General features: G+C 27.1%; 3 protein-coding genes. All 3 read left to right on the top strand.

What is annotated here, in order from left to right; translation table 11 throughout:
• The first annotated feature begins 101 nt into the window (after positions 1-101).
• Positions 102-728: a hypothetical protein gene (locus tag VK998_RS05460; RefSeq protein ID WP_325226363.1), complete on the top strand. Its 627-nt coding sequence runs from the start codon at positions 102-104 to the stop codon at positions 726-728.
• Complete coding sequence (locus VK998_RS05465; RefSeq protein WP_325226364.1) at positions 715-2,592, top strand: motility associated factor glycosyltransferase family protein; 1,878 nt, start codon at positions 715-717, stop codon at positions 2,590-2,592. Before VK998_RS05460 ends, VK998_RS05465 begins: the two co-directional genes overlap by 14 nt.
• A gap of 2 nt (positions 2,593-2,594) precedes the next feature.
• Positions 2,595-2,792: polysaccharide biosynthesis protein (locus VK998_RS05470; RefSeq protein ID WP_325226366.1), on the top strand; the 198-nt coding region annotated here is incomplete at its 3' end.

Here is a 2,792-nt window from a genome sequence, read left to right on the forward strand (position 1 = left end):
GTAGATTAAAGGCTAGTTTTATATGAGTTTTATCAAAAACCAATAAATATTTATCAAATTCTGTCGATAATATATACAGACCATTTTTTGGAGGGAATTTGATGAAAATACATATACTTGACAAAATTTTAGAATATGAAAATAATAAAAATATACTTGATACTATGTTTAATGAAATTAATGATACTGTAAGAGATACAAATCTTATATTTAGTCACCTAATAATTGATGGATTAGAAATATATGATGATTTCTATGATTATTTCCTAGACAATATTAGAAATATAGAAAAAGTAATAGTAGTGACTAAAACCATAAAAAGAATGTCAGAAGAAATATTATTATCCACCGTTGACTATTTAGAAAGAGCAATTCCAGAAATTGAAATACTATCAAATGAATTTTATAAAACTCCATCAAAAGAATCTTGGAGCAAACTGATGGACTTAATAGAAGGTATTAAATGGATAATGGATACTTTTGCAGCCATAGATTCCAATGAACAATTAAAAACCATAGTCAATGATTATGAGGAATGGAATATCTATGCAAAAGACATATATGAATTACAAGAATTATTGGTAGAATTTGAGGAAATTTTACAAAATAGTGACTTTGTTTCCACAGCAGATATACTATCTTATGAAATTATTCCTTTGTTTAAGGATATGAAGGTAAAATTATTAAAGCTAATTTCAGAAGAGGTGGAAATAAATGATGTTAATTGATAATATAAACATTTTGAAGTCTACCTATCCTAACATATGGAATAGGCTAAGACCTTTAGAAAAGACTATGGACAATTCTTTGGTTCAAGTAGAGGAAACAAGAAGAGGAGACAAGACTATATGGATAGAAAAAGATAATAAAAAGCTTTATCTCCATAGTAAATACAATCCAATTAGAGAAGCAGAAGCTATTATAGAAGAATATGAAGAAATAGAACCAGATACAACGGTTATTTTCTATGGGACTGGATTAGGATACCATATAGATTTATTTTTAAAGAAACATCCAGATATAAATTATTACATATATGAACCTATACCAGAGATGCTATATACCTATTTATCTCATAATTCATTAAAGAGATTACCTTCGTTAAAATTGAAAGATATAATTTTAGCTGATAATGAGGCAGATATTAGGAAGTTTTTTAATCAATTAGTCGATAAAACAAATGGCAAATTTATACATATTGTTTTAAATAGCCATAGAAATATATTTACCGAAGAATACAATAGGTTCTTAGAATTATTCAAGGAAACCATAAAGGATAAAAAAACGAGTATGGGAACAAACTTAGCTTTTCAAGAACGATGGATATTAAATAGTATGAAAAATTTTGGGGAAGTATTAAATACTCCCAATATACTATTAGAAAAGAAAGGTGCATTTAAAAACAAACCTGCCATACTTGTAGCTGCAGGACCATCATTAAATGAAGAAATAGAGAATATTAGATATATAAAAGAAAATGGATTAGCTTATATATTTAGCGTTGGGTCGGCTATAAATACATTGATATATAATAATATATATCCAGATGCAGCAACTACATATGATCCTGGTGAATTCAATCAAAATGTATTTACAAAAATTAAAGAAAGAGAGATAAAGGATATTCCCATGATATTTGGATCTAGTGTTGGATATGAAACATTGATAAATTATCTAGGGGATAAATATCACATGATTACTAGTCAGGATACAGTATCTAATTATTATTTAAAGAATAAATACGGTAAGCCTATAGACATGGTATATGATGCACCAACTATAGCAGTAGTTACCCTACAATTATTACATGAATTAGGATTTAATAAGATAATTTTAGTGGGACAAAACTTAGCATATAAAGGTAAAAAACGACATTCTGAAGGAATTCATTATAGTAAGGATATTACAGATAGTGAAATTAAGAAGGGGATTTATGTAAAAGATGTATATGGAGAAGAGATATTGACCAATGCAGGATTCGATAGTATGAGACAACAAATGGAATATTATATTAAATCTTTTCCAGATATGACGGTAATTAATACCACAAAAGGTGGAGCTCATATAGAAGGAACGGATTTTATAGAGTTAGAAACTGTAATCAATAGATATTTAAAGGAAAAAGTGGTGTATGGTAATTGGTTAGAGGTTAATAAAACCAATTATGATAGTGGATATTTAGAAAGCCAATCTAAGAAAATGGATATAGCTTATAAGAGAGCATTAAAATTAACAGATGAATATTATAATATTTTAAATAGAATAGAAAGACTAATAGGAAATAGAAATTTCAAACAAGCAGAAAAGACTTATGTTAAATTAGATAAGATATTAAGAAAGATTGAAAACAATGATTTTTTTAAAGTATTCATTTTACCAATGAATAGAGTACAATATGAATTGTTAGCCAATAGCATAGATAGTTTAAATGATGAAAGAAATCCAGTAGAAAAGGGTAGCAGGATAGTAAAGAGTTTCAAAGTTTTTATGGATTTATGTAAAGGAGATATGGATAATATAGATGAAGCCTATAATGAAATGCGATTTATCATAGAAGCATTTTTAGAAAATAATATAAGTAATGAGGGATAAATATGCTAAACAACAAGACAATACTTATAACTGGTGGGACAGGTTCTTTTGGTCAAAAGTTTACTCAAATGATATTTGAAAGATATAAACCTAAAAAGATAATTATATATTCTAGGGATGAATTTAAACAGGATTTAATGAGAAAACGGTTTAAAGAGAATCAAAAAGATTTAAGATTTTTTATAGGGGATGTCAGAGAT

It is taken from the genome of Schnuerera sp. (genome assembly GCF_035459645.1).
GTDB lineage: Bacteria > Bacillota > Clostridia > Tissierellales > Tepidimicrobiaceae > Schnuerera.

Excerpts from the sequence above, each read along its gene's own strand:
- VK998_RS05465 (WP_325226364.1), top strand. The coding sequence starts at position 715 with ATGATGTTAATTGATAATATAAACATTTTGAAGTCTACCTATCCTAAC.
- VK998_RS05460 (WP_325226363.1), top strand. The coding sequence starts at position 102 with ATGAAAATACATATACTTGACAAAATTTTAGAATATGAAAATAATAAA.